23 protein-coding genes are annotated in these 25,826 nt (G+C 72.9%); 10 read left to right on the plus strand and 13 right to left on the minus strand.

The window, feature by feature from the left end; genetic code table 11:
* Positions 1 to 3 precede the first annotated feature (3 nt).
* The gene (locus tag ABZ493_RS08790; RefSeq protein WP_430581849.1) at positions 4 to 903 is read right to left on the minus strand and encodes a carbohydrate ABC transporter permease; all 900 of its coding nucleotides are present in this window, start codon (positions 901 to 903) and stop codon (positions 4 to 6) included.
* Between the two features lie 12 nt (positions 904 to 915).
* Positions 916 to 1,854: a sugar ABC transporter permease gene (locus tag ABZ493_RS08795; protein WP_430581787.1), complete on the minus strand. Its 939-nt coding sequence runs from the start codon at positions 1,852 to 1,854 to the stop codon at positions 916 to 918.
* Positions 1,855 to 2,045: 191 nt separating this feature from the next.
* Here ABZ493_RS08795 and ABZ493_RS08800 point away from each other — a divergent pair, with 191 nt between their 5' ends.
* From ABZ493_RS08800 to ppsA, 3 genes are all read left to right on the plus strand, one after another.
* Positions 2,046 to 3,050, plus strand: a complete 1,005-nt coding sequence (locus tag ABZ493_RS08800; protein ID WP_430581850.1) for a LacI family DNA-binding transcriptional regulator — start codon at positions 2,046 to 2,048, stop codon at positions 3,048 to 3,050.
* 104 nt (positions 3,051 to 3,154) lie between these two features.
* Positions 3,155 to 4,012: a pyruvate, water dikinase regulatory protein gene (locus tag ABZ493_RS08805; RefSeq protein ID WP_430581788.1), complete on the plus strand. Its 858-nt coding sequence runs from the start codon at positions 3,155 to 3,157 to the stop codon at positions 4,010 to 4,012.
* A 50-nt stretch (positions 4,013 to 4,062) separates the two neighbouring features.
* Positions 4,063 to 6,468, plus strand: a complete 2,406-nt coding sequence (gene ppsA, locus ABZ493_RS08810; protein ID WP_430581789.1) for a phosphoenolpyruvate synthase — start codon at positions 4,063 to 4,065, stop codon at positions 6,466 to 6,468.
* A 95-nt stretch (positions 6,469 to 6,563) separates the two neighbouring features.
* On the opposite strand, the gene ABZ493_RS08815 is transcribed toward ppsA, so the two are convergent.
* From ABZ493_RS08815 to ABZ493_RS08840, 6 genes are read right to left on the minus strand one after another with little or no spacing between them, the layout of a single operon-like run.
* Positions 6,564 to 8,390 (minus strand): TIM barrel protein, encoded by a 1,827-nt coding sequence (locus ABZ493_RS08815; RefSeq protein WP_430581790.1) that lies wholly within the window; start codon positions 8,388 to 8,390, stop codon positions 6,564 to 6,566.
* 35 nt (positions 8,391 to 8,425) lie between these two features.
* Positions 8,426 to 9,295 carry a shikimate dehydrogenase gene (locus ABZ493_RS08820; RefSeq protein WP_430581791.1) on the minus strand — a complete coding sequence of 290 codons (870 nt, stop codon included), beginning with the start codon at positions 9,293 to 9,295 and terminating at the stop codon, positions 8,426 to 8,428.
* Positions 9,292 to 10,284 (minus strand): phosphotriesterase-related protein, encoded by a 993-nt coding sequence (locus ABZ493_RS08825; RefSeq protein WP_430581792.1) that lies wholly within the window; start codon positions 10,282 to 10,284, stop codon positions 9,292 to 9,294. The genes ABZ493_RS08820 and ABZ493_RS08825 overlap by 4 nt, the downstream gene beginning before the upstream one ends.
* Positions 10,281 to 11,300 (minus strand): DctP family TRAP transporter solute-binding subunit, encoded by a 1,020-nt coding sequence (locus ABZ493_RS08830; protein WP_430581793.1) that lies wholly within the window; start codon positions 11,298 to 11,300, stop codon positions 10,281 to 10,283. The genes ABZ493_RS08825 and ABZ493_RS08830 overlap by 4 nt, the downstream gene beginning before the upstream one ends.
* 52 nt (positions 11,301 to 11,352) lie before the next feature.
* Entirely contained in the window at positions 11,353 to 12,627 is a 1,275-nt protein-coding gene (locus ABZ493_RS08835) for a TRAP transporter large permease (protein ID WP_430581794.1), read from the minus strand.
* Positions 12,624 to 13,148, minus strand: a complete 525-nt coding sequence (locus ABZ493_RS08840) for a TRAP transporter small permease subunit (RefSeq protein ID WP_430581795.1) — start codon at positions 13,146 to 13,148, stop codon at positions 12,624 to 12,626. Before ABZ493_RS08840 ends, ABZ493_RS08835 begins: the two co-directional genes overlap by 4 nt.
* A gap of 177 nt (positions 13,149 to 13,325) precedes the next feature.
* Here ABZ493_RS08840 and ABZ493_RS08845 point away from each other — a divergent pair, with 177 nt between their 5' ends.
* The 5 genes from ABZ493_RS08845 to ABZ493_RS08865 all read left to right on the plus strand — a co-directional run bounded on the left by ABZ493_RS08845 (position 13,326) and on the right by ABZ493_RS08865 (position 18,610).
* On the plus strand, positions 13,326 to 14,315 hold the full coding sequence (locus ABZ493_RS08845; RefSeq protein ID WP_430581796.1) for a LacI family DNA-binding transcriptional regulator: 990 nt from the start codon (positions 13,326 to 13,328) through the stop codon (positions 14,313 to 14,315).
* A gap of 263 nt (positions 14,316 to 14,578) precedes the next feature.
* Positions 14,579 to 15,634, plus strand: a complete 1,056-nt coding sequence (locus ABZ493_RS08850; RefSeq protein ID WP_430581797.1) for an ABC transporter substrate-binding protein — start codon at positions 14,579 to 14,581, stop codon at positions 15,632 to 15,634.
* Complete coding sequence (locus ABZ493_RS08855; protein WP_430581798.1) at positions 15,631 to 16,677, plus strand: iron ABC transporter permease; 1,047 nt, start codon at positions 15,631 to 15,633, stop codon at positions 16,675 to 16,677. The genes ABZ493_RS08850 and ABZ493_RS08855 overlap by 4 nt, the downstream gene beginning before the upstream one ends.
* Positions 16,674 to 17,447, plus strand: a complete 774-nt coding sequence (locus tag ABZ493_RS08860) for a heme ABC transporter ATP-binding protein (protein WP_430581799.1) — start codon at positions 16,674 to 16,676, stop codon at positions 17,445 to 17,447. Before ABZ493_RS08855 ends, ABZ493_RS08860 begins: the two co-directional genes overlap by 4 nt.
* Positions 17,444 to 18,610 carry an alpha/beta hydrolase-fold protein gene (locus ABZ493_RS08865; protein WP_430581800.1) on the plus strand — a complete coding sequence of 389 codons (1,167 nt, stop codon included), beginning with the start codon at positions 17,444 to 17,446 and terminating at the stop codon, positions 18,608 to 18,610. The genes ABZ493_RS08860 and ABZ493_RS08865 overlap by 4 nt, the downstream gene beginning before the upstream one ends.
* Positions 18,611 to 18,707: 97 nt before the next feature.
* On the opposite strand, the gene ABZ493_RS08870 is transcribed toward ABZ493_RS08865, so the two are convergent.
* From ABZ493_RS08870 to ABZ493_RS08890, 5 genes are read right to left on the minus strand one after another with little or no spacing between them, the layout of a single operon-like run.
* Positions 18,708 to 19,124, minus strand: a complete 417-nt coding sequence (locus ABZ493_RS08870) for a RidA family protein (protein WP_430581801.1) — start codon at positions 19,122 to 19,124, stop codon at positions 18,708 to 18,710.
* Positions 19,121 to 20,020, minus strand: coding sequence for a fumarylacetoacetate hydrolase family protein (locus tag ABZ493_RS08875; protein ID WP_430581802.1), 900 nt, complete (start codon positions 20,018 to 20,020; stop codon positions 19,121 to 19,123). The genes ABZ493_RS08870 and ABZ493_RS08875 overlap by 4 nt, the downstream gene beginning before the upstream one ends.
* The gene (locus ABZ493_RS08880) at positions 20,017 to 20,505 is read right to left on the minus strand and encodes a nuclear transport factor 2 family protein (protein ID WP_430581803.1); all 489 of its coding nucleotides are present in this window, start codon (positions 20,503 to 20,505) and stop codon (positions 20,017 to 20,019) included. Before ABZ493_RS08880 ends, ABZ493_RS08875 begins: the two co-directional genes overlap by 4 nt.
* Positions 20,506 to 20,549: 44 nt before the next feature.
* Positions 20,550 to 21,845 (minus strand): FAD-dependent monooxygenase, encoded by a 1,296-nt coding sequence (locus ABZ493_RS08885; protein WP_430581804.1) that lies wholly within the window; start codon positions 21,843 to 21,845, stop codon positions 20,550 to 20,552.
* A 41-nt stretch (positions 21,846 to 21,886) separates the two neighbouring features.
* Positions 21,887 to 22,645: a dienelactone hydrolase family protein gene (locus ABZ493_RS08890; protein WP_430581805.1), complete on the minus strand. Its 759-nt coding sequence runs from the start codon at positions 22,643 to 22,645 to the stop codon at positions 21,887 to 21,889.
* 446 nt (positions 22,646 to 23,091) lie between these two features.
* Here ABZ493_RS08890 and ABZ493_RS08895 point away from each other — a divergent pair, with 446 nt between their 5' ends.
* Together ABZ493_RS08895 and ABZ493_RS08900 are read left to right on the plus strand one after the other, a co-directional pair.
* Complete coding sequence (locus tag ABZ493_RS08895; protein WP_430581806.1) at positions 23,092 to 24,138, plus strand: amidohydrolase family protein; 1,047 nt, start codon at positions 23,092 to 23,094, stop codon at positions 24,136 to 24,138.
* Between the two features lie 109 nt (positions 24,139 to 24,247).
* Positions 24,248 to 25,825, plus strand: a complete 1,578-nt coding sequence (locus tag ABZ493_RS08900; RefSeq protein ID WP_430581807.1) for an ABC transporter substrate-binding protein — start codon at positions 24,248 to 24,250, stop codon at positions 25,823 to 25,825.
* The last annotated feature ends 1 nt before the right edge of the window (position 25,826 follow it).

Genomic DNA, 25,826 nt, shown 5'->3' on the forward strand with positions numbered 1-25,826 from the left:
GGGTCATTCCTTGACGGAACCGGCGGCCAGGCCGGACTGCCAGTAGCGCTGCAGCAGCAGGAAGGCGGCGACGAGCGGCAGGATCGTGAGCAGCGCGCCGGTGATGACGAGGTTGAAGATCGCCTCCCCGCCCGCCGTGGCAGCCTGCGCGTTCCAGGCGTTGAGACCCAAGGTCAGCGGGTACCACGACGAGTCGCGCAGCATGATCAGCGGCAGGAAGTAGTTGTTCCAGGTGGCGACCATCGTGAAGAGCAGCACCGTGACGATCCCGGGAGCGAGCAGCGGCAGGCTCACGCGGAAGAAGGTGCGGAACTCCCCCGCCCCGTCGATCCGGGCCGCCTCGAGCAGCTCGCCGGGGATGGCCTCGGCCGCGAACGTCCACATGAGGTACAGCCCGAACGGCGAGATCAGCGACGGGATGATCACGGCCCACGGCGTGTTCGTCAGGCCCAGCTGGCTGAACATGAGGAAGGTCGGGACGGCGAGCGCCGTGCCCGGCACGGCCACCGCGCCGATGACGAGCGCGAACACCCCGCGTTTGCCCGGGAAGTCGAACTTCGCGAGGGCGTAGCCGCCCAGGATGGCGAGGAACGTCGCGCCGCCGGCGCCCACGACCACGTACAGCACGGTGTTGCCGAACCACCGCACGAAGACGCCGTCGTCGTAGGTCAGCGTGCTGACGATGTTGTCCCACAGGGAGAACGAGTCGCCGAACCAGAGGCCGAACGAGGAGAACAGGTCCTCCTGCGACTTGGTCGCGTTGATGAGCAGCCAGGCCAGCGGCACCAGCGAGTACACCAGCACGACGGCGGTGAGCACCGTGAGCAGCGGGCTACGGCGCGGCCGGGCCACCGAGTGGTGGCGCGGGGTGCGCAGCCGAGGGGCGGGCCGGGTAGCGGTCAGCGTCGACACGGGTCACGCCTCCTTGCGCATGCCGCGCAGCTGCACCACGTAGGCGATCACCATGGTGATCAGGCCCATGATGATGGCCACGGTCGCGGAGTAGTTGTACTGCTGGCCGGAGAACGACAGCGAGTAGGCGTACAGGTTGGGCGTGTACGACGTCGTGATGGCGTTCGGGGCGAGCGACTGCAGGATGCTGGGCTCGTTGAAGAGCTGGAAGCTGCCGATGATCGAGAAGATCGTGGCGATGACGAGCGCGCCGCGGATGGCGGGCAGCTTGATCGCGCTGATGACCCGCCACTGGCCGGCGCCGTCGATCTCCGCCGCCTCGTACAGCGAGTGCGGCACCACGCGCAGCGCGGAGTAGAAGATCAGCATGTTGTAGCCGACGAACTCCCAGGTCACGATGTTGCCGATCGACGCCAGGACGAGGTCCGGCGACAGGGGGTTCGGCAGGCTGACCCCGAAGGCGTCGTTGATGTTGCCCACCAGGCCGAAGCGCGTGCCGTACATGAAGCCCCACATGAGGGCCGCGACGACGGCCGGCACCGCGTAGGGCATGAAGATCGAGATGCGGAAGAAGCTCTTGCCGTACAGGCGGCCGCTGTCGATCGCCAGGGCGACCAGCAGCGCGATGCCGAGCATGATCGGCACCTGCACCAGGAGGAACAGGCTGACGCGGCCCAGGCCCTCCCAGAACTGCGGGTCGGACAGGGCTCGCGCGTAGTTCTCGAGCCCGACGAACGTGGTGCCGCCCACCATCTGCGTGCGGAACACGGACAGGTAGAGCGAGTAGGCGATCGGGGCCAGGAACACCAGCGCGAACACCAGCATGAAGGGGCCCACGAACATCCACCCCGTCCAGCGCCGGCGGCTGCGGCGCACGGCGGGCACGGCGGGCTCGGTGGGCGGCACGGTGGGTGGCAAGGCTGCCGGAGCGTCAGCGGTCACGAAGCAACTCCCAGGGGACGGAGCCGAATGTTTACGTAAACATCCTGGCCGCATTAGAGTGTCGCGAGGCGGCGGGGATGTCAAGCCCCGGACGCCGACCCGAGATCACAGGAGAGGCGGGCACCGTGGAGACGAACGGCGCACCCGGCGCGCAGACCCGGGGGCGGGCCCGCCCCCGGACGGCGCCCTCGATGGCCGAGGTCGCGGCGCTCGCCGGCGTCTCCTCGCAGACCGTCTCCCGGGTGTCGATGGGCCTCGACAACGTCAAGCCCGCGACGCGCGACCGCGTGCTCGCGGCGATGGCAGAGCTCGGCTACGCCCCCAACACCGCCGCCCGCGCGCTGCGCTACGGCAGCTTCCGCACCCTCGGGGTGATCGCCCACCAGCTGGCCCGCACCGGCGAGTCGCGCACCGTCGAGGCCGTCGTCGAGGCCGCCCGGGCGGAGGGCTACACCGTCACCATCGTCGACGTCGAGAGCCCCTCCCCCGACGACGTCTCCGCGGCCGTCACCCGCCTCTCCCACCAGGCGATCGACGGGCTCGTCATCGTGCGCGCCGAGTCCGCCACCCCGGACACGCTCGCCCTGCCGGCGCAGCTGCCCGTGGTCGTGTCCGACTCGCGCTTCGTCGGCACGCACCCCGCCGTGCGCGCCGACCAGTCCGAGGGCGCGCGCCTCGCCGTGCAGCACCTGCTCGACCTGGGCCACCGCACCGTCCACCACGTCGCCGGACCGGACGACTCGTTGCCTGCCCGCAGCCGCACCGACGCCTGGCGCGACACCCTCGAGACGGCCGGTCGGCCCGTCCCCGAGCCGCTGCACGGCGACTGGACCGCGCGGACCGGGTACGTCGTCGGCCGCGAGCTCGCCGCCGACCCGGACGTCACCGCCGTGTTCTGCGCGAACGACGAGACCGCCGCCGGCGTGCTGCACGCCCTGCACGAGGCCGGGCGCCGCGTGCCCGACGACGTGTCCGTCGTCGGCTTCGACGGCATCACCCTCGCCGAGCACCTGTGGCCGCCGCTGACCACCGTGGAGCAGGACTTCGCACGCATCGGCAGCAGCCTCGTCGCCCTCCTGCTGCGCCAGGTGCGTGACGGCGTCGACCTCAGCGGCACGCACGAGACCGTGCCCGTGCGGCTCGTCGTCCGCGAGAGCACGGGCCCGGCGCCGCGCCGGCGACCCGCTCGAAGTTAACGGCGATTCACAGCATGGCGTAGGGTGCGGCACGACGGCGCCCGCCTCGCACGGCGGGCCAGGCGGCCCGAACGACGCGATCCTGGACCCGGAGGTGACGACGGATGGCAGCACACCGCGCGACGACCGGCCCGGCGTCCGACGCGCCACCGACGGGCGAGCGTGCCGTGTACTTCGTCTCGGACGGCACCGGCATCACCGCCGAGACGCTGGGCGGCGCGCTGCTCGTCAACTTCCCGACGGTCACGTTCCGCCGCCACACCGTGCCGTTCGTCGACACCGACCGCGCTGCGCGAGATCTGGTCGCCGAGATCGACCGGTCGGCGACGGACGGGCTGGGCCCGATCGTCTTCACCACGGTGCGCGCGCCCGCCGTCCGGGACGAGCTCGCGCGGTCGCAGGGCGTTCTGATCGACCTGCTCGGCGGGCACCTCGTGGAGCTCGAGCAGGCCCTGGGCACGACGTCCAGCGAGCAGCTCGTCCCGTCCCACGGCGTCGGCGACCTGGAGCGGTACTTCGCCCGGATGCGCGCGGTCGAGTACGCCATCGAGCACGACGACGGGCAGAGCCGGCGCGCGCTCGACCTCGCCGACGTCGTGATCATCGCGCCTTCGCGCTGCGGCAAGACCCCCACCACGATGTACCTCGCGCTGCAGCACGGCCTCCTCGTCGCGAACTACCCCCTGACCGAGGACGACTTCCCGACCGACGACCTGCCTGCCGTCGTGGCGCCCTACGCCGAGCGGTGCTTCGGCCTCACCACGACGCCGCTGCGCCTGAGCCAGGTGCGGCACGAGCGCCGCCCGAACTCGCAGTACGCGAGCCTCGCCCAGTGCCGGCTCGAGCTGCGCCAGGCCGAGGACCTCTACCGGCGCACCCGTGTGCCGTTCCTCAACTCCTCCACCAAGAGCGTCGAGGAGATGTCCGCCGTGATCCTGCAGACCATGAAGCTGCGAGGTTGACGGCGGACGACGATCCGCACCCACGATCCGCATCCACGAAGGGACCGACGATGGCCCACATCCTCTGGTTCGACGAGATCGGCATGGACGACCTGGCCCGGGTGGGCGGCAAGAACGCCTCCCTCGGCGAGATGGTGTCCCGGCTCGCGGCGGCCGACGTCCGCGTGCCGGGCGGGTTCGCCACCACGGCCGAGGCCTACCGCCGGTTCCTCGAGCACGACGACCTCGCCGGCCGGATCCGCGCCGCCGTCGAGGGCCTGGACACGGACGACGTCGCTGCGCTCGCGCGAGTGGGGTCCGCGGTACGCGGCTGGGTCGAGGAGCAGCCGTTCCCGGCCGACGTCGAGGCGGACGTCCGCGCGGCGTACGCGAAGCTCGTCGCCGCGGACCCCGACCCGGAGCAGGTGACGTGGGCGGTGCGCTCCAGCGCCACCGCCGAGGACCTGCCCGACGCGTCGTTCGCCGGGCAGCAGGAGACCTTCCTCAACATCGGCGGCATCGACAACGTGCTGCACGCCGTGCGGTCCGTCTTCGCGTCCCTGTACAACGACCGCGCCATCGCCTACCGGGCGCACCACGGGTTCGACCAGCACGACGTCGCGCTCTCGGCCGGGGTGCAGCGGATGGTCCGCTCCGACGTCGGCGCCTCCGGCGTCATGTTCACCGTCGACACCGAGTCGGGGTTCGACCAGGCGGTCTTCGTCACCAGCTCCTACGGGCTCGGGGAGGCCGTGGTGCAGGGCGCGGTCAACCCGGACGAGTTCTACCTCTACAAGCCTGCGCTGCGCGCCGGTCGGCCGGCGATCCTCAAGCGGTCCGTCGGCGAGAAGGCGGTGGCCATGCGCTACGCCGCCGGCCGGCACGTCGGCGGCAGCACGGTGTTCGCCGACGTGGACCCCGCCGAGCGCGCGCTCTTCTCGCTCACCGACGCCGAGGTCACGGAGCTGGGCCGCGTCGCCCTCGTCATCGAGGAGCACTACGGGCGCCCCATGGACATCGAGTGGGGCAAGGACGGGGTGGACGGGAAGCTCTACGTCCTGCAGGCGCGCCCCGAGACCGTGGTCTCGCGCGACTCGGGGAACGTCATGCACCGGTTCACGCTCCGCGACCGGGGCACGGTCCTGCTCGAGGGGCGCGCCATCGGGCAGAAGATCGGCGCCGGGCGCGTGCGGGTGCTTTCCTCCGTCGACCAGATGCACGACTTCGCCCCCGGCGACGTCCTCGTCGCGGACATGACCGATCCGGACTGGGAGCCGATCATGAAGCGCGCCGCGGCCATCGTGACGAACCGCGGCGGGCGCACCTGCCACGCCGCGATCATCGCGCGCGAGCTCGGCATCCCCGCCGTCGTGGGGACGGGCTCCGCGACGCACGACCTGCCCGACGGGCGGGAGGTGACCGTCTCCTGCGCCGAGGGCGACGAGGGCCGCGTCTACGAGGGGGTGCTGGCCTTCGACGACGAGGCCACCGAGCTCGACCGGATGCCCGAGCCTCCCGTCAAGATCATGATGAACGTCGGCACGCCCGACCAGGCATTCTCCTTCTCCCGGCTCCCGAACCACGGCGTCGGGCTGGCCCGTCTCGAGTTCATCATCAACCGGCAGATCGGCATCCACCCCCGTGCCCTGATCGACGCCGACGACGCCACCGCCGAGCTGCCCGACGACGTGCGCGACGAGGTCCGCCGGCGGGTGGCCGCGTACCCGTCGCCGCGCGAGTACTTCGTGCAGCGCGTCGCCGAGGGGGTGTCCACGATCGCCGCCGCGTTCGCGCCCGAGCCCGTCATCGTGCGGCTGAGCGACTTCAAGTCGAACGAGTACGCCAACCTCCTCGGCGGCACGCTGTACGAACCCGAGGAGGAGAACCCGATGATCGGCTACCGGGGCGCGTCCCGGTACCTCTCCCCCGACTTCCGCGGGTGCTTCGACCTGGAGTGCGAGGCGCTGCGCCGCGTCCGCGACGACATGGGCCTCACCAACGTGCGGGTCATGATCCCGTTCGTGCGCACCGTCGCCGAGGCCGAGGGGGTCGTCGAGCTCCTCGCCGAGAACGGGCTGCGGCGCGGCGAGAACGACCTCCAGGTCGTCATGATGTGCGAGGTGCCGTCCAACGCGCTGCTCGCCGACGAGTTCCTCGAGCACGTCGACGGCTTCTCGATCGGGTCCAACGACCTGACCCAGCTCACGCTCGGCCTCGACCGCGACTCGGCGCTCGTCGCCCAGACCTTCGACGAGCGCGACGCCGCGGTCCGCGAGCTCCTCGGGCTCGCCATCGACGCCTGCCGGCGCCACCACAAGTACATCGGCATCTGCGGCCAGGGGCCGTCCGACCACGCCGACTTCGCCCAGTGGCTCGTCGAGCGCGGCATCGAGTCCGTGTCCCTCAACCCCGACACCGTCGTCGACACCTGGCTCGCCCTCGCGGCCGCCGCCGAGGAAGGGAGCACGCGCGCCTGACCTCCCCGCCCGTCAGGATCGTCGCCGCGTGCTCGGTGACGGTCTCGACGGGCCCGTCGCACCACGGCGTCGTGGCCGAGGGCTCGCCGACGGGCTCAGTGCGCGCCGCCGTCCTCGCGGCCCGTCCCGGCGCGGTCCGCCCTGTCCTGCGCCGCGAGCAGCACCGGGGTGTTGTCGGTGGCGTAGGCGTCGTAGTCCCGCACGCGTTGCACGAGCTCGAGGCAGAGGCTCCCGACGCGCTGCGTGTAGAAGTGCCAGAGCTCGCCGTCGGCGGACCTGTCGAAGAGGAGCTGGTGCTCGCGGAGCGTGGCGAGGGTCGCGTCGTCGAGCCCGAACCGGGCCCTCAGGTCGTCGTAGTAGTTGTCCGGGACGAGCACCGGGGACAGCCCGTTCGCGCGTGCCCGACGCGCCACCGCCACGACGTCGTCGCACTCGAGCGCGACGTGGTCGGGGTGCGACACGCCGGCCGGCGAGACGTTCAGGGAGAGGCGCACCCCGCCGTCGGGCGTGCGCATCACCTGGCTGCGGACCAGCCCGTGCGGGCCGGCCGCCTCCGTCACGGGCGGCGACTGGAGCCCCAGCACGCTGATGCAGAAGAGCACCGCCTCGTCGTGGGCCTCACGACTGTGGGAGACGTTGACGTGGTCGATCCCGCGGATCTGGCTCGGCCCCGCGGGGTGCCCGTGCTCGAACTCCGCCACCCAGGCCGGTTCGTTCCCGTCGTCGTGGTCGTTGAGGAACACCTCGATCCCGCTCGGCGTCACGAAGCCCGGCATCTCCAGCTCGCCGGACTGCGTGCGGCGCGCCGCAGGTCGCACCGCGAGCGCCCGGGCGCGGTCGCGCACCACGGTCGCGTCCGGGACGCCGAACCCGATCCCGGCGAGCCGCGGGCGCTCGTCGCGGGCGTGCTGCTCGTTGAGCACGATCCTGGCGTCCCCCGCCGACCACAGCCGCACCGGCTTGGTGCGGTGCTGGCCGCGGAAGGTCATGCCCAGCGCCTCGAGCATCCGCTCGACCTCGCCGGTGTCCTCGGCCTTGACCTCCACGTAGTCGTAGCCCGTGGGGACCTCGGCGTCGGGGATGCGGCGCAGCGTGCCCGGGCTGCCGGCCAGGCGCGCGGCGCGGTCCTCCAGCCAGACCAGCGACCGCAGCGCGTGCGCCGCGGTCCGCCGGGTGTCGGTCTGGCGGAAGACGTCGTTGAACACCTCCAGAGACAGCGGGCCGGCGTAGCCGGCGCGTGCCACGTGCGCGACGAACCGCCCGAGGTCCCAGGCGCCCTCCCCCGGGAACAGCCGGTGGTGGCGGCTCCACGAGAGCACGTCCATCGTCAGCGGCGGGGCGTCCGCGAGCTGGACGAAGAAGATCTTCTCCCCGGGGATCTTCTCGATGTCGGCCGGGTCGTGCCCGCGGGCGAGGATGTGGAAGCTGTCCAGGCACACCCCGACCGCCTCGTGGTCGGTCTGCTCCACGATCCGCCAGGAGCGCCGGTAGTCGTCGACGTACCGACCCCAGGCGAGCGCCTCGAACGCGACCCGGGCCCCGTGCCGCGCGGCCAGGTCGCCCAGGCGGCGCAGCTGCTCGGCGGACACCCGGTCGGAGTCCACCGTGGCGGTGGCGACGTTGCTGCAGACCAGCATCAGGTCGACGCCGAGCCGCTGCATGGTCGTGAAGCGCTCGCGCGCCCGGCGCAGGTTGTCCTCCAGCTGCCCCTCGCTCACGCCCTCGAAGTCGCGGAACGGCTGGTACATGAAGAGCGTCAGCCCCAGGCGGTCGGCGAGTGCCCGGACCTCCTCGGGGCTGCGGTCGCTGACGACCAGGTCCGGCTCGAAGATCTCCACCCCGTCGAAGCCCGCGTCGGCGCAGGCGTAGAGCTTGTCCTCGAGGCTGCCGCTGAGACAGACCGTGGCGATCGACGTACGCATGCCGGCTCCGTTCCGGGGTGGTCGAGTGGTGCGGTTCAGGTGGCGACGAGGCGTGCGAAGTGGGCGCGCATGCGCGGCTCGTCGGGGTCGCGGCCCGTGATGAGGCGCAGGCTGTCGGCGGCCTGCGCCACGGCCATCGCGCCTCCGTCGAGGGTCGCCAGGCCGCGGGCCCTGGCTCGCCGGACCAGCTCCGTCTCCAGCGGCCGGTAGACCACCTCGGCCACCCACGCGTCCGGGCGGAGCAGGTCGACGTCGAACGCGACGCCCGGGTGCGCGGCCATCCCGACCGGCGTCACGTGCACCACCCCGTCGGCCCGGGGCAGCCAGCCGTGCAGGGAGCCTCCGCCGTCGAGCAGGCGGCCATGGGCCGGACCGGAGGTGCCGCCGAACCGTCCGAGCAGCGCCCGCGTGGCGCTCGGGTCGACGTCGTGCACCACGATGCGGTCGACGCCCATGTCGACCAGGGCGGCGGCCGTCGCCAGGCCGGCGCCGCCGGCGCCCACCTGCAGCACCGTGCGCCCGGCGACGCGGCCGGGCCGCCCGTCGGCGAGGAACCGCCCGAGCGCCGTCCGGAACCCGGAGCAGTCGGTGTTGTGCGCCGTGCGCCCGTCCTGGCCGAGGAGCACCAGGTTGGCCGAGCCCAGGCGGCGGACGGTGGGGCTCAGGCGGGTCGCGTGCTCGACGACCGCCTGCTTGTACGGGTGCGTGACGTTGGCCGCGTCGAAGCCGGCCTCCTCGAGCCGCCGCAGCTCGTCCGCGAGGTCGACGTCGGCCCGGCCCGCCAGGTCGACGATCCGGTAGTCGTAGCGCAGGCCGAGGCGGCGCGCCTCCTCCATGTGCAGGGCGGGAGACAGCGACGGCCCGATGCCGTCGCCGAGCAGCGCGACCAGGAACGAGGCGCTCATCCGGTCGCGCCCCCGTCGCGGGCCAGGATCCGCCGGGCGTTGTGGACCGTCATGGTCTCGACGTCCCTGGGGGCCACCCCCGCGCGGGCCAGCCGGGGCACCACCTTCCGCGCCACGGTGTCGTGGGTCCACGTCGGCGCGTGCTCCCGCCGCCACGAGGGGGGCGTCGTCCGGCTGTAGAACGCGCTGTCCTGCGACAGCACCAGCTGGGCGGCATACCCCCGGCGCAGCAGCTCCAGCAGGATGTCGAACCGCGCCTCGTCGTCGCCGGTGTGCGGCATCCCGAACCGGTCGAACCCCAACGTCACGCCGGTGTCGAGCAGGGCCAGCAGGTAGTCCAGGTCCGTGCTGTCGCCGCTGTGGCCCACGACGGTGCGGGCGGGATCCACCCCCCGGTCCGCCAGGAGGCGGGCCTGGTCGAGGCCCCCGCGGACCGCCGGTTCGCTGTGCGTGACGACCGGGACGCCGGTCTCGGCGTGGACGGCCGCCGCGGCCGCCCACACGCGGGCCACGTCGTCGGTGAAGCCCGCCGCGCCCGAGGCCACCTTGACCACCCCCGCGCGCACGCCCGTGCCCGCGATCCCCTCCGTGACGTCGCGGCGGAACATCTCGAGCAGCGGGTCGGCGCCGCCCACCGGCCGGCCCGGCCCGCGTGTCCGCAGGGCCTGGGGCAGGACGTCGTCGGTGTACCAGCCGGTCGCGGCGACAAGGTGGACCGGGACACGCGCGGCCACCCGGCGCACGAGGGCGACGTCGCGCCCGAGCCCCGGCACCGTGAGGTCGACCAGCGTGCGGACGCCGAGCTCGTACAGGTCCTCCAGGCCGCGCACGGCCGTCCGCACCGCGGCGTCGGCGTCCCACTCCGGGTCCGGGTACTCGGCGTCGAGCTCGGGCGCCCGCACGAAGACGTGCTCGTGCGTCAGCGTCCACCCCAGCTCGGCGGCGGGGACGTCGCCACGGAAGGTCGGCACGACGCCGGCACCGGTCACGGCGCCGAGTCCCGCATGGCCTCGTAGACGGCCAGCGAGTCGCCCTCGAGGTTCTCGCGGAACCAGGCGTCGGTCTGCTGCGCGAACGCGTCCCTGTCGACGTCGTCGACGATCTCGATGGCGCCGTCCGCCTCCCAGCCCTCGAGGATCTTCTGCTCCGCCTCCTCGACGCAGCCCGGCATCTGCTCCACGGCCGACGCCACCGCGTCGTCCAGGGCGGCGCGCTGCTCGTCGCTCAGGTCGTCGTAGGACGGGGCGGCGACGATCAGGTTGGAGTTCTGCTGGTGGCTGGACATGCTCAGCACGTCCTGGACCTCCACGAGGTTCGTGGCGTCGATGTTGGTGAGCGGGTTCTCCTGGCCGTCGACGACGCCCTGCTGCAGCGCCAGGTAGAGCTCCTCGTACGCGACGTCCGTGGCCTCGGCGCCCAGCGCCTGCGCGTTCAGCAGGTACTGCCCGGACCCGGGGAACCGCATCCGCAAGCCTTCGAGGTCGGACGGCTCACGGATCGCCGTGTTCGCCGTGAACTGCCGCGCGCCGGCCGACCAGGCGCCGAGGATCGACACCCCGCCGGAGGCGTCCTTGAAGTCCTGGACCAGCTGGTCGGCGGAGCCGTCGGTGAAGAACTGGTTCAGGTGCGCGGCGTCGTCGAAGCCGAACGCCGCGTCGACCACCCCCGCCGGCTCGTACACCGCGGCCAGGGCGGACGCCCCCTGGATGTCGATGTCCACGTCGCCCGCCTGCACGGAGGCGATGCGGTCGGCGTCGCCACCCAGCTGGCTGTCGGGGTAGATCTCGATGGTGAGACCCACCCCGGCCGCCTCGGCCTCCTCCTTGATGACCTGGGCCCCGCACGCGTGCTGCGGCTGGTCCTCGGTGTAGCTGTGGGCGAGCGTGAGGGTGACGTCCTCGCCCCCGGTCGTTCCTCCCCCGCCGCCGTCGCTGCACGCGGTGAGCGCTCCCCACGGCAGGACGACGACGGCGACGGCCGCGGCCGCGCGTTCGGTGCGGTTCATGGTGCGGTCCTTTCGGTCGCTGCCGAGGGCTCGGCAGGTCGGACGGGGCTGGTCACAGCCCCAGCTGTGCGGGCAGCCAGGTCGCGATGCCCGGGACGAAGATCACCGCAAGGCAGCAGAGCACCAGCGGGACGGTGAACGGCAGCGCTCCACGGAACACCTCGCTGACGGGGACCTTCTGCGTGGAGCTGAGCACGTACAGCACGGTGCCCACCGGGGGCGTGAGCAGCCCGATCATCAGCGAGAGGATCATCACGACGCCGAGCACGATGGGATCCACCCCGACCTGCACGGCGATGGGCAGGAGGATCGGGACCACGAGCACGAGCGTGGCGGTCGCGTCCACCACGGTGCCCAGCAGCAGCATCAGGAGCATCACCAGGAGCAGGAACACCGTGCCGTCCTGCGTGAGGCCCAGCACCAGCTCGGCCAGGGCCTGGGGCACCCGCTCCCTCGCGAGGACGTACCCGAGCAGGGCCGCGGACGCGACGATCAGCATGATCGCGGCGGTCGTGAGTGCGGTCTCGACGAGGATCCTCGGCAGGTCCCGCACCTTGAGCGTGCCGTACCCGAAACCCAGCAGCAGCATGTACGCCGCCCCGACGGCGGCCGCCTCCGTGGGGGTGAAGAACCCGCCGAGGATGCCCCCGAGGATGATCACCGGGGCGAGGATCGGCAGCACCACCCGCTTGCCGGCCCGCGCGAGCCGGGCCCGGGAGAACCCCACGTGCTCGATGCCGCGGGCGCGTCGCACCAGCACGAACACGACCACGCACAGGCCTGCCGCCATGAGCAGCGCCGGCACCACCGACGCCGCGAAGAGCGCGCCCGTGGACACCTGCGCCTGCCCCGCGAAGATCACGGCCGGGATGCTGGGCGGCATGACCGGCGCGATGAGGGCGGCGGCGCCCACCACGCCGATCGCGAACCGGCGGGAGTACCCGCGCCGGAGCATGGGCGGCACCTCCACCTTGCTCAGCGCCGCGGCGTCCGCCACCGCCGAGCCGCTCATCCACGAGAAGCCGAGGCTCACGCCCACGCTGACGTAACCCAGCCCACCGCGGACCTTGCCGAGCAGGGCGAGCGCGAAGTCGAACAGCCGGTCCGCGATGCCGGCGTGGTTCGCGACGACCCCCAGCAGCACGAACAGCGGCACCGCGAGGAGCACGAAGTTCCCCGTCGCGTTCGCCACCAGCCGCATGGGCAGGCCGAGCGACTGGCCGTCGATCAGGAGGTACGCCAGCCCCGGCCCGAGGAAGGCGAAGGCGACCGGCACGCGCAGGACCAGCAGGAGGAGGATCGCCACCAGCAGGAGCAGGACGGTCATGCCTGCACCTCCCCCGTCGCGGGCGGCACGTCCCCGGGCCCCTCGGCCGCGAGGGGGATCCGCCCGCGCGCGATGCCCACAGCCCGCGCGAGCGCCCGGACCGTCGTGCTCACCAGCCCGAGGAGCGTGATCGCGTACACCCACGACATCGGGAGGCCCAGGGCCGGCGAGGTGAGCGCCCCGGCGGAGGACACCAGGTCCCAGCAGGCCCAGGCGAACGCCGCGGCGATCGCGGCGACCAGCAGCATGGCGAGCACCTGCGCGGAGCGCACCAGCGCCGGGCTCGGCAGCCTGTCGACCTGCTGGAGGGCAATGTGCCCGTCCCGCGTCACCAGCACCCCCGCGGCCCCGAACGTCAGCCAGATCAGCGCGAACTCCGACAGCTCGCCGGTCCACAGGACGTTCGGCACGGGCAGGAACCGTTGCACCGCCTGGTACAGGACGAGCACGAAGATCGTCGCCACCGCGAGACAGGCGATCCCCAGCTCCAGGGCGGTCAGGATCCGGACCACGCGCCTCATGCGCCGCTCACGTCCACCGTGACGTGCTCCTCCCGGTCGGCCGCGCCACACGTCCTCGGGTGACGGGCACCGTCCGCACGTCGTCGTGCGGCTGCTGTCCTGTCGGCAACCCTAGGAACCGCCCGACAACTCCGACAAGCAGTTGCCAAAGTTGCCACAAGGTGGCTCCATACGAGAGTGGGACCGACCATCTACGACGTCGCGGAGGCGGCCGGCGTCGCCGCCTCGACCGTCTCCCGCGCCTTCAACAAGCCCGGACGGGTCCACACGTCCACCCGCGAGCGGGTCCTGGCCGCGGCGGCCGAGCTTGGCTACGAGCACCACCCGCAGAGCCGCGCGCTCCCCGGCGGACGCCACCGCACCGTCGCGATGGTGCTGTCGGACATCACCAACCCCCACTTCTTCGAGCTCATCCGCGGGGCCGAGCAGCGCGTCAAGGCGGCCGACGCGACCCTCGTCATCGTCAACGCCGAGGAGTCGGAGCGGATCGAGGAGAGCCAGGTGCGCGACCTCGCGCCCACGGTCGACGGGTTCGTGCTCGCGTCGAGCCGGCTCCGCGACGAGCAGCTCATCGAGCTGGCCGCGCGCCAGCGCGTCGTCCTGCTGAACCGGGAGGTCGCGGGGATGGCGAGCGTCGCGCTCGACACCACGTCGGGGTGCCGGCAGATGCTCCAGCACCTGGCCTCTCTGGGGCACCAGAGCTTCACCTACTGCGCCGGACCGCCCGGGTCCTGGATGGGCGCTGCCCGGTGGGCGGCCCTCAGCGCCGGCGCCGAGGAGCACGGCCTGACCGCGCACCGCGTCGGCCCCTACACCCCGAACGTCGCCAACGGCGGCGCCGCCGCCGACGGCGCCCTGCGGACCGACGCGACCGCCTTCGTCGCCCACAACGACCTGCTCGCGATCGGCGTCGTGCGCCGGCTCGCTCAGCGCGGCGTCCGCGTTCCCGACGACGTGAGCGTGATCGGCTTCGACGACATCTTCGCCGCCGAGTACATGCACCCCTCCCTCACGACCCTGGGCGGCCCCGGCTCGCACGCCGGCCGGCTCGCGGTCGAGCTGCTCATCGACCAGTTCGCCGGGGTCTCGACGCAGCCCGAGCAGATCCGGCTGCCCACCCAGCTGGTGCTCCGCGGCTCCTCCGGGCCCGCGCCGCACCAGCCCTGAGCACTCCCACCGACATGCACGGATCACGGTGGCCGCGACCTGGACGCTGTCGCCGACGACGCCCTCGCCTGGATCAGCCGCCGCTCACCCATTCCGAAGCAGGCCGTGGCGCCCGCACGCGAGCACGGCACGACCCGGGAGATGACGCCGGAGTGTGAACCACCCCACTCGCCTGAGGCTTACGCGACCATCGAGCAACTGATTAGGGTTGCCTTGCCTTAGTCGCTGCCGGGTTCGTCTCGGCCTGTCCACCAGGAGCCTCCGTGCGCACCCGGTCCCGCCTCGTCCCGTCCCTCGCCGTCGCCGCCCTCGCGCTCGGTCTCGCCGCCTGCTCGCCGGACGGCGCCGACACCTCCGACGGCGCGCCCGCCGCCTCGGCCGACGTCGCCGCGGACGCCGCGGACGCCGCTGAGCCCGAGAACCTGCCCGACGGCTGGACCTTCGCGGCCGGGTCGGACGTGCCGTCGGTCGACGCCGAGCCCGCGCTGCCCGTGGACGTGGTGGACGGCACGGGCACGGAGGTCACCGTGACCGACGCGAGCAAGATCATCGTGGGCGGCGACGACGTCGCGGAGATCCTCGGCGGCCTGGGGCTGGCCGACCTCGTGTACGCGGCACCCACCAACAGCGCGTCCGAGATCTCCCTGAACGCACCGGAGCAGTACGAGTTCAGCCAGGAGACCGGCACCGAGGGCCTGCTGTCGGTGGGCGGCACGCTGTTCATCGGCAACAACACCGCCCGCCACGGCGACGTCGCCGCGCAGTTCCGCAAGGCGGGCGTCGACGCCGTCGTCGTCGACGACCAGCAGAGCACCGGCGACAAGATCCGCGCCGTCGCGTCCTACCTCGGCGTCGACGAGGCGGGCGAGGAGCTCGCCGCCGACGTCGACGCCCAGCTCGCCGAGGCGTCCGAGACGGCGTCCGGGCTCGGCGACCTGCGCGTGCTCCAGGTGACGTCGTCCGGCGCGGGTGGCGCGAACGCCGTCGTCGGCACGGGCACCGCGGGGGCCGACGTCGCCGAGGCGCTGGGCGTGACCAGCGTGGGCGTCGAAGCGAAGCTGCGCGGGTTCTCGCGCGACTACAGCGACGAGGGCCTGCTGGGCACCGAGCCCGACGTGCTGCTCCTCGGCACCGCCGACCTCGAGGAGTGGGGCGGGCTCGAGGGCTTCGCCGCCGCCTTCCCGACGCTGCTCGACACCCCCGCCGGCCAGGCGAACCGCGTGATCGTCATGCCGGACGACCAGATCAAGGTGAGCGGCCCGGCCTCCGGCGCCGGTGCACTCGCCCTCGCGCAGGCGCTCGCCGAGACGGCGGAGTGAACCTCCGCACCGGGTCCGTCCGCCGGGCGCCGCTCGTCGCCGGCCTCGCCGGTGGCGGCGTGCTGCTGCTCGTCGCCGTCGTCCTCTCGATCGGCATCGGCCCGATCGGGCTCGCGCCGCGCGACGTGCTCGCCGTCGTCGCCCACGAGCTCTTCGGCGCGGGCGACGGCGGCGAGCGCCTCGCCACGACTGTCGTCATGGACCTACGCATGCCGCGCGTGCTGTTCGGCGCGCTGGCCGGGGCGGCCCTCGCGGCGTCGGGCGCCGCGCTGCAGAGCCTGTTCAACAACCCGCTGGCCGACCCGGGAGTCATCGGCGTGAGCGGCGGCGCGTCCGCCGGGGCGGTGCTGGCGATCGTGGCACTGCCCGCCGCCGGCTCCACCTGGGTGGTACCCGCCGCGGCGTTCGCCGGCGGCCTGCTCGCCACCGCCCTCATCTACGCGCTCGCCCGGCCCGACCGCGGCACGGGCACGTCCCGGCTGCTGCTGGTCGGCATCGCGGTCGGGGCCGCGTGCGCGTCGGTCACCGGGTTCTGCACCTTCATGGCCGACGACGACCAGCTCCGCGACATCGTCTTCTGGCAGATGGGCTCCCTCGCCTCCGTGGACTGGACGGAGCTCGCGATCGGGGCCGTCGTCGTGGTGACCGGCGTCGGCGTGCTGGTCGGGATGCACCGGCGGCTCGACATGCTCACCCTCGGCGAGCGGCAGGCCCGCCACCTCGGCCTCGACGTGACGCGTGCGCGGGCGGTGCTGGTCGTCGTGACGGCGCTGCTCACCGCCGTCACCGTGGCGTTCGCCGGGATCATCGGGTTCGTCGGCCTGGTCGTGCCGCACATCGTGCGGATGGCGTTCGGGCCCGCGCACCGGGCACTGATCCCGATGTCCGCACTGGTGGGCGGCCTGCTCATCGTGCTCGCGGACACCGCCGCGCGCACCGTCGCGCCGCCGTCGGAGGTGCCGATCGGCCTGTTCACGTCCGCGCTCGGCGCGCCGTTCTTCCTGTGGCTCGTGCTGCGCGAGCGGCCGGGGGTGGGCTCGTGACTCCCACCGTCCAGGCCCCGGTCGTGCAGGCGCAAGGCGTGGGGTTCCGTGTCGGCGAGCACACCCTGCTCGACGACGTGTCCCTGGAGCTGCACGCGGGCAGCGTCGTGGCGCTCGTCGGTCCCAACGGCGCGGGCAAGTCCACGATGCTCGGCCTCGTCTCCGGGGACCGGGCGCCGACGTCGGGCCGCCTGCTCGTCGCGGGGCGCGCGCCGGACGACTGGAAGGCCGCCGACCTCGCGCGGCAGAGGTCGGTCATGGTGCAGCAGCACGACGTGCGGTTCGCGTTCAGCGTCCGAGAGATCGTCGCGATGGGCCGCATCCCGCACCGCGCGTCGGACCGGGACGAGTCCGTCGTCGACGCCGCCCTCGCCGACGCCGACCTCGAAGCCCTGGCGGGCCGCGACGCCACCACGCTGTCGGGCGGCGAGCTGGCGCGCACGGTCTTCGCGCGCGTGCTCGCGCAGGAGACGCCGCTGGTGCTGCTCGACGAGCCGACCGCCGCGCTCGACCTGCGCCACCAGGAGGCGGTGATGCGCACGTCCCGGCGCCTGGCCGACGCGGGCGCGTGCGTCGTCGTCGTGCTGCACGACCTCACGCTCGCCGCCCGGTACGCCGACCGCGTCGCCGTGTTCCACCGCGGCCGCCTCGTGGCGGACGGCGACCCGCGCGCCGTGATCACCGAGGAGCGCGTCGCCGAGGTCTACGGGCAGAAGGTGTGCGTGCTCGACCACCCGGTCTCCGGCCTGCCGCTGGTGGTGCCGGTATGACGGGCTGGGACGACTGGACCCCGCTCCCCCGGCCCGCCGGGCGCGCCGCGGTCGAGGTGCTCCGGGCGCCGGAGCCGCCGGCAGCGCTCGGGGAACGGCGCAGCCCGGACGCCGTGCTGCGCCCGGGCAGGAGGGCTCACGTGACGTTCCGGCTGCATGCGCCCGGGGCGCGGGCCGTGGCGCTGGCCGCGAACGGGTGGTGGCAGCCGCAGCGCCCGGAGGTCTGCGACCTCGCGCCCCGTCCGGACGGCTGGTGGCAGGGCACGTTCGACGTCCCGGACGACTGGGAGGCGAGCTACCGCTTCCTCGTGCACGACGGCGGCCATGACGGTCGGCAGGATCCCGGCTGGTGGGCCCGTGGCCTGCGCGACCCGGGCGCCCCGGGCCGGACGGACCCGCTCAACCCCCGGGGCCACGGCGCGGGCCGCGGCGTGGCGAGCTCGGTGCTCTGGCTGCCAGGAGCCGGCGAGCGGCCCTGGCTGGCGGGGTTCGGCGATGTCTCCGCCGTCCCGCCGTTCCTGGCGACCCGAGCCGACGAGCCGCGCGTCTGGTGGTGGGCGCCCGAGCGCCCCGCCGGGGAGCCGCTGCCGCTTCTGATACTGCTCGACGGCGAGGCGCACGCGGAGCGGCTCGGCACCGCACGCGTGCTCGCGGACGCCGTCGCCGCAAGGGCGCTGCCGCCCGTCGCGGCGGTGATGGTGGCCTCGGGGCCCGACCGCGCCCGGGTGCTCGGCGTGCCCGGCGGGGTCGCCCGGTGGGTGGGCGAGCACCTGGTGCCGCGGCTGCGACGCGAGGGCGTGGGCGGTCACCGGGTCGACGTCGATCCGCGCCGCGCAGTCGTCGCCGGGTCGAGCTTCGGCGGGCTGTCCGCGCTGTTCGCCGTGGCGCGCTTCCCCGACGTCGTCGGCGCCGCGGTCGCGCAGTCGCCGTCACTCTGGCGCTACCCGCCCGGTGCGTTGGTGGAACCACTGGCGCGCGTCGCACCGCGGGTGCGTGTGCGCCTCCAGGCCGGCCGGTACGAGGGCGCCGCGGCGTCTGAGGAGCTGGCCCGCGCCCTCGTGCTCCGTGGCGCGGACGTGTCGTCGCAGGTCGTGACCGGAGGCCACGACTGGGCGTGGTGGGTGCCGCGCACGGTGGAGGCGACGGCCGCCCTGCTCGCCTGAGCCCGGCCCCCGACAGCTGACGTACCTGAGACCGCGACGTCCGCCGAACCGTCATCTTCGCGACGTCGCAGGGGAGCAAGTCGCAGGCGGATGCCGGTCAGCCGACCCGCCCCCCACCCCGAGGTTCCTCAAGCACGGCAAGCAGGTCGACGTGCACCAGCGCGCCGCCGCCGAGGGTGGCGGCCACGACCTGCCGGGCCGGACGGTCCGCCGGGTCCGGGAACAGGGCCGTCCATTCCCGGTTGAGCGCCTCGCGGTCGCCGGGGTCGACGAGATGCACCGTCAGCTTGAGGATGTCCCCGGGGCCGCCGCCGGCCGCGGCGAGCACGGCGCACACGTGCCGGAAGACGTTCGCACACTGCGCGTCGAGGCCGTCCGGCATCTCCCGCGTGTCCGGGTCCCGCCCGGTGAGCACGCCGGTGGCGAGGAACGGCCCGATCCGGCTCGCCACCGGCACCGGGTTCGCGTGCGCGAACCCCGGCACGTCGACGGTCGTGCGGCGGCCCACGGTCACGCCGCCTGGTCCGGCTCGGTGACGACGGTGTTCTCGAGTGCCCCGAGGCCCTCGATCTCCGCGCGCACGACGTCGCCGACCTTGAGGAAGCGACCCGTCGGCGCGCCGATCCCCGACGGCGTCCCGGTGGCCAGGACGTCGCCCGGCTCGAGCGTCATCACCTGGGTGAGGTACGCGATCTGCTCGTAGACGTCGTGGATCATGTCGTCGGTGCGCCAGTCCTGGCGCACCTCCCCGTTCACGGTGAGCCGCATCCCCAGGTCGAGCGGGTCCTGCACCTCGTCGTCCGTGGTCAGCCACGGGCCGAGCGGGCCGTGCGTGTCGAACGACTTGCCCAGCGTGAACGTGGGCGAACGCTTCTGCAGCCAGTCGCGCACCGACACGTCGTTCGCCACCATGTACCCCGCGATCACGGAGCGCGCGTCGGCGGCGGCGACGTGCCTGCACCGCTTCCCGATGACGACGGCGAGCTCGATCTCGTAGTCCAGCTCGTCCGAGACCTCGGGCTTCACGACGCCGGCGTGCGGGCCGACGATGCACGAGACCTGCTTGTTGAACCACAGCTGGCTGGTGGGCACCGGGATGCCGGCCTGCCGCGCCTCCTCGGCGTGCGCGGCGTAGTTCATGCCGATGCCGAGGTACTTCTGCGGGTCGTCGACCGGTGCCTCGAGGACGACGTCGGACAGGGCGTAGGTCTCCCCCGTCGCCCCGGCGAGCGACGCCCGCCGCGCGCCGAGGTCGGGCAGGATCGCCCGCAGCGAGGCGCCCGCGACGCCGGAGACGTCGGTGATCGTGAGCGTCCGGGGCGCGGCGACGTCACCGTCCACCCGCCCCAGGCGAACGGGTCCGCGCCCGCCGTCGGTGCCGTCCGTGACGCGGAACCGTGCGAGCCTCATCGTGCGTCCCCCTCGTTCGTCTCGGAGTCTCCTGCGGCGGCCTGCTCCGACGGCAGTGCGCCCCAGACCTGCTCGCCGTCGGGCGTCATCTGGAAGCTGACGAACCGCCAGGCGCCGTCGGCGCCGCGCACGACGACCTGCGTGACGACGCCGGCGAGCACCCGCGGGGCGCCGTCGGGTCCGCGCATGTGGTTGACGATGCGCCCGGTGACGACGCCGACGTCGCCGACGAGACGCACCCGGAGGTCGTCGCGGACGACGTCGACGTACGCGCGCCGCGTGGCGACGTGCTCCAGCAGCTGCGCCTTCGTGTGCACCAGCCCGGGGGCGTGCACGTGCACGAGGGCGTCGTCGAACATCGCGTCCAACGCGTCGACGTCCCCCGCCACGAGGGCGTCGCGCCGGCGCGCCTCGAGCGCGAGGATCTCGGCGCGGGTCGCGGCGTCGGCCTCGGTGACCGGACCGGTCACCGGACTGGTGGTCACCGGACTGGTCCCACAGTGGGTCTCGTGGCCCATGCTGTCCTCCCTCACCCCTGTCGCACCGCGGTCAGCGCGTGCTCGGTGCGGAAGCCGGTGGTCTCCCCGGCCTTGAAGCCGGGTCGCGGCTGGCCGACCATCGCGTGGTACCTGCTGAAGATCTCGTCGGCCTCGGCCAGCGGCAGCACCGCCTCGATGTCCTCGAACGGCTCGCAGTTCGTGCGGTCGGCGACCATGCGGCGGATCACCTCGTACCCCTCGCCTCGGTGCGCCATGACCATGCCGTTGACCTTGGGCAGCCGCTCGGCCTCGAACGCCTTCAGCGCGGCGGCGGGCTCGTCGATCGTGGCGAGCTTCTCCGCGAGCACGGCGCCGTCGACAATCGCCTGGCAGGCGCCGTTGCCGCCGCGCGGGTACATGGCGTGGGCGGCGTCGCCGACCAGCACCACGCGGCCGTCGGTCCAGGACTCCAGCGGGTCGTGCCGGATCAACGGGAAGAGGTAGACCTCGCGCGCGTCGCGCAGCATCTGCTGCACGTCGAGGAAGGGCAGCTTCACCGTGTCGAAGAGCGGCACGATCTCGGCGACGTCGCCGACGGCGTTCCAGTCCTCGACCGTCTCGTCGCGCTCGCGCTCCACCACCCAGTTCACGAGCGTCCTGCCCGTGCCCTCGAAGTCGTCGGCGATCGGGTACACGATCATGGTCGCGATCTGCGGGGCGCCGATGTGCAGGATGGTGTGCCCGTCGCGGTACGGCTCCATGAGCGTGGTGCCGCGGTACATGGTGATGCCCGAGTAGTGCGGGTCGGCGCTCTCGGGGTGCATCTGCCGCCGCACCACGGAGTTGATACCGTCCGCGGCCACCACCACGTCCGCGCGGACCTGGCCGCGCGTGCCGTCCGCGTGCTCGACGTCGAGCGTGACGCCGTCGCCGTCCTGCGCGTAGCCGAGCGTGCGCACGCCCTGCATCACGGAGTCCGCGCCGAGGCGGTCGAGCACCGTGCGGTACAGCAGCATCTGCAGGTGGCCGCGGTGCACGAACCGCTGCTCGTGCAGGTAGCCCATGTGCACGCCGCAGCGCTCGGCGTAGATCTCCTGGCCGTGGTTGTTGTAGAAGATCGAGTCGCGCGCGTCGACGGAGATGGCCCGGAACTCCTCGAGCAGGCCGAGCTCCTCGAGCTCCTTGGTGCCGTACACCTTGACGTCGATGCCGACGCCGAGCGGCCGGAGCTCCGCCACGGTCTCGTAGATGCGCGGGCGGAAGCCCCGCTGGTGCAGCCGCAGCGCGGCGGCCAGGCCCGCGGGGCCGGCGCCGACGATGGCGATGTCGAGCTGGGGATCTGGCATGGACGTCCTCGTCTCTGGTGGGGTGGTTCGGGGTCGCGGCGTCAGCCGACGACGGCGGGGCTCAGGTCGCGGGCGAGCTCGCGCAGGAAGCGGGTCGTGGCGTCCCAGGCGCGCTCCGCGTTGCGCGGGTGGTACGCGACCGCCTCGGGCGTCGGCGAGAACCGGGCGTGCGGGCTGGTGAAGGCGTGCCGGGTGTCGCCGTAGAGGTCGGTCTCCCAGTCGAGGCCCGCGCCGGTCATGGCCCGCTGCAAGGAGTCGCGCTGCGCGGCGGTGGCCATGGGGTCCTCGGCGCCGGTGCACAGCAGCACGCGGGCGGTGGGGTCGCAGGCGCCCCAGCCGGCGTCGGCGTCGAGCAGGTCCAGGCCCGGGTGCACGCTCACGACGCCGCGGACGGCACCGCCCGTGCGCAGGTGCTCGAGCGCCGAGGAGCCGCCGAAGCAGTACCCGAGCGCGACGATCGCGTCGTCGTCGATCTCGGGCTGCTCGGCCGCGGCCGTGTGGGCGGCCGCGACCCGCGCCGCCCAGCGCCGACGGTCCGCGACCATGGCGCCGATCAGCGGGCCGATCTCGCCCTGCGTGCGCGGCCGGGCCCGCTCGCCCCACACGTCGGCGGCGAGCACGGCGTAGCCCAGGCCCGCCAGCCGTTCGGCGATCGCGAGCATGTCGTCGCTCAGGCCGAAGGCGTCGTGCAGGAGCAGCACGCCGGGCGCGTTCCGGGCCCCGGCCGGCGCGCGCAGCGCGCCGATCATGCGGGTGCCGTCGTGGGTGTACTCGACGTCGCGGGAGATCAGATGGTTCATCGGGCGCCTTCCTGGTGCCTCGTCGTCCGGGAGAGGTCGAGGAGGCGGACGGTCCGCAACGGTGCGGGTCCCTCGCTCGACGGTGAAGCGTGGGCCGATCGTAGGAACATTTCCTACACGATTTCAAGTGTGGAACGTCAGGAGTGGGGCCGGGAGCGATGCTGCGGCCGTGAGATTTTCGCCCGTTAGCGGCACGAAACCGGGGAAGGTACGACCTTCACCCGCCGTGCTCGCGCCTCGAGGGTTGATCCGTCTCGTCGGATCTGCATATGATTTCTCACACGATCTGACGATCCGTCGGGTCGCTCATGAGTACCACAGGCACGACGCCCGCGATGCTGCGAGCGCCGTGTGAACCTCCTGAACGCAAGAGCCCACCGCGCCGGTGCGGGTCGCACGCCGATGTGCTTCAGGGAACGACCGCAGAGACGGGAGCAGCCAGCGACATGACCGTCGTCGACATCAACATCCACCACCTGCCCGAGGACCTCTTCACCAACGAGAAGATCCTGAACGGCTTCCTGAACAGCGCCCCGCGCGGCTTCGGGGAGATCGCCCGCGTCGAGACGATGGCCAGCGGCAAGAAGCACCTCATCCTGGAGAAGCCCGCGGGCCACCAGAACCTCAACTACGTCGAGGGCGACTACTCCGCCGAGGCGAAGCTCGCCGCGATGGACGACGCCGGCGTCGACTACGGCATCATGCGCGTGCCCGTCTGGCAGGAGTGGCTCGACCTCGAGACCTGCAAGGCCGTCAACGACAACGCTGCCGACATCGTCAAGCGGTCGGACGGCCGGCTGTTCTTCACCGCGTGCGTGCCACCGTGGGGCGGCAAGGAGAACATCGACGAGCTCAAGCGCTGCATCGACCTCGGCGCCGTCGGCGTCCAGCTCGCCTGCCACTACGGGCAGCTCTACCTGGACGACCCGGTCTTCGAGCCGTACCTGCGCGAGATCGAGAAGCTCGACATCCCGGTCATCGCGCACCACACCCCGCTGCCGGTGGAGTGGCGATCGGTCGTCGACTACACCAACCTGCGCCGCGAGTACGGGCGCATCGTCGACCAGGCCACCGCTGTCGGGCGCGAGCTGTTCAGCGGCATGTTCGACCGCATGCCCGGGCTGCGCTTCATCCACACCATGTTCGGCGGCAACTGGTTCGCGAACCAGGCGCTGCTCATGCCGCACGCGTCGAACAAGGCGGAGTCGCTCACGCGCCTCGACCCGACGGGCGGCGACAAGATCCAGAGCTACCTCGACAACAACCTGTTCTTCGACATGACCCACCCCCACTCGTGGGGCAAGCAGCAGGTGGAGGCGGCGATCGCGATCGGCGGCGCCGACCACTACCTGTTCGGGTCCTCGTTCCCCGTGTTCTACGGCTGGATGAGCCAGGGCGTCGAGTTCGTCAAGAACGAGCTGGAGATCACCGACGCCGAGCGCGAGCTCGTCCTGGCGGGCAACGCCGCCCGCCTGTTCAACCTCCCGATCTGACCCGACTGCCTGACTGACCCGCCCGAGCGGGGCCCGGCGCGAGCGCCGGTGCCCCCGCCCAGGCCTCCCCTCGAACCCGTGCATGCCGGCGCAAGGAGGCGCCCCCACCATGTCGATGTTCACGCCGAAGTCCACGTCGCGCCCCGGGCCGACCTTCCTGGTGCGCGGGCTCGCCACCGCGGCACTCCTCACCCTGGGCCTCACCGCCTGCACCTCCGGCGGTGCCGCCGAGGACCCGGGCGCCTCCCCCGCCGCGAACGGCGGCTCGGGCCCCGTGCCCGGCTCCGTCCTGCGGGTCAACTGGGGCGGCTTCCCCGAGAGCTGGGCCCCCGGCGCCGAGATGGAGGCCGGGTTCCTGCGCATCCCCTACGAGAACCTGGTCGCGCTCGGCGCGGACGGCGAGATCGAGCCCGTCCTCGCCACGGAGTGGGAGCAGACCGACGACGCGCTCACGCTCACCCTGCGCGACGACGTCACGTTCCACGACGGGACGCCGTTCGACGCCGAGGCCGTCAAGGTCAACCTCGAGACGGTGCAGAGCACCCCCGGGCCGTACGCCGGGCCGTTCCAGGTGATCTCCTCGATCGACGTGGTGGACGACCACACGGTGAAGCTCAACCTCAGCGAGCCGACGCCGTCCCTCCTCACCACGCTGACCACCCGGGCCGCACCGATGGCGAGCCCGAAGGCGATCGAGGCCGGCACCATCGCCCAGGTCCCGCTCGGGACGGGCCCCTGGGCGTACGACGAGGCGGCGTCCGTGCCCGGCACGCGGCTCGTCTTCGGCCCCGCGGAGGACTACTGGGGCGACCCGGTGGGCTTCGAGACGGTGCAGCTCGTCGCGATCCCGGAGGACAACGCGGCCTCGGCGGCGCTGGCCAACGACGAGATCGACCTCACCGACACCGAGACCAACCAGTTCACCACCCTGGACGGCACGCCCGGCGTCGACCGCCTGTCGTACCCCGCCATCCGCAACAACCCGATCTTCTTCGACCGGGGTCCGGGCGGGATGTTCGAGGACGTCGCCGTGCGCCAGGCGGCGTGCACCGCCATCGACACCGAGGTGCTGGCCAAGCTCGAGCCGGACTGGACCGTCCGCACCCAGCACTTCTCCGAGGGCGAGCAGGGCTACGACCCGGACATCGCCGGATACACCCACGATGCCGCGAAGGCGCAGGAGCTGTACGACTCGGCCGGCAACCCGCCCGTCGACGCCGACATGCTCGCGACCGTGTTCAACGAGAACCAGATGAAGATCTACGCCGAGCAGATGGGCGAGATCGGCATGAAGGTCACCGTGCAGAGCGCGCCGCCGCCCCAGTACTTCTCCGAGTGGAACAGCGGCAAGTACCCGCTCGGGCTCGGCGGCAACGACGAGCTGACGCCCTTCGACTGGTACAAGGCGTGGTTCTCCGCCGACGCGCCGGGCAACCCGTCCGGCGTCGAGAGCGACGAGCTCAAGGCCGCCGCCGACGCCGCCATCGCGGCCGGCACCGGCGACGAGGCGGACGCCCTGTGGGCGAAGGTCACGAAGATCATCTCCGACGAGGCCCTGACCTGCGCCCACGTGGCCGGGGAGGAGCTGCTCGCCTGGAACACGACGACCGTGACGGACGTCGAGGCGCCCACGCAGCCGTGGGAGACCAACCTCGTGAACTACCGCGCGCTGCGCCCGGCGAGCTGAC

The sequence above is a fragment of the Isoptericola sp. NPDC019482 genome, from assembly GCF_040632295.1.
Lineage (GTDB): Bacteria > Actinomycetota > Actinomycetes > Actinomycetales > Cellulomonadaceae > Isoptericola.